This is a genomic window from Pelosinus sp. IPA-1 (assembly GCF_030269905.1).
Lineage (GTDB): Bacteria > Bacillota > Negativicutes > DSM-13327 > DSM-13327 > Pelosinus.
The window spans coordinates 1-1157 of the sequence record NZ_BSVC01000029.1; the positions used below are offsets into that span (position 1 = coordinate 1).

Here is a 1157-nt window from a genome sequence, read left to right on the forward strand (position 1 = left end):
CAATGTCAAGTTCTCCACATTGGCACCCAACGTGTAGGCAATACTTGATAATACGGTATCTATGCCTTCACCTGCATTTTCTATAACAGCATCACCAATATTGTCTACTACATAGGTATCATTTCCCAGACCGCCAATCATCGTATCCGCACCGAAGCCACCGTCTAGAGTATTATTGCCACTGTTACCTGTTAGAACATTATTAACTTCATTACCAGTACCGTTAATATTACCAGTACCATAAAGAATTAGGTTCTCAAGATTGGCTCCTAAGGTATAGGTAGTAAGATTGGAATACACCGTGTCCGTTCCTTCACCTGCATTTTCTACGATCACATCGCCTACATCGTCTACCACATAGGCATCATTTCCCTGACCGCCAATCATCGTATCTGCACCCAAGCCACCAGCCAGAACGTTATTGCCGCTATTACCAGTGATGACGTTATTGAGGTCATTACCGACACCATTAATGTTGGCTGTACCGGTTAATGTCAAGTTCTCCACATTGGCCCCCAACGTGTAGGCAATACTTGACAATACGGTATCTATGCCTTCACCTGCATTTTCTACAACAGCATCACCAATATTGTCTACTACATAGGTATCATTTCCCAGACCGCCTATCATAGTATCCGCACCTAAACCACCGTCTAGTATATCATCACCAGCCTCACCACTCAGAACATTATTGCTACTGTTACCCGTGATGACGTTATTGAGGCCATTGCCAATACCATTAATATTACCAGTACCATAAAGAATTAGGTTCTCAAGATTGGATCCCAAGGTATAGCTGGCAAGATTCGAATACACCGTATCCGTTCCTTCACCTGCATTTTCTACGATCACGTCACCTATATTGTCTACCACATAGGTATCATTCCCTTGACCGCCAATCATAGTATCCGCACCCAAACCGCCGGCCAGAACATTATTGCCGCTGTTACCTGTGATGACATTATTCAAGTCATTGCCGACACCATTAATATTAGCTGTACCAGTCAATGTCAAGTTCTCCACATTGGCACCCAACGTGTAGGCAATACTTGATAATACGGTATCTATGCCTTCACCTGCATTTTCTATAACAGCATCACCAATATTGTCTACTACATAGGTATCATTTCCCAGACCGCCAATCATCGTATCCGCAC

At 43.4% G+C, this 1157-nt stretch carries 1 protein-coding gene; it reads right to left on the reverse strand.

Translation table 11 applies throughout. The features are described 5' to 3' along the window. On the reverse strand, positions 1 to 1157 hold a 1157-nt coding region (locus tag QSJ81_RS25630), incomplete at both ends, for a calcium-binding protein (protein ID WP_285720123.1).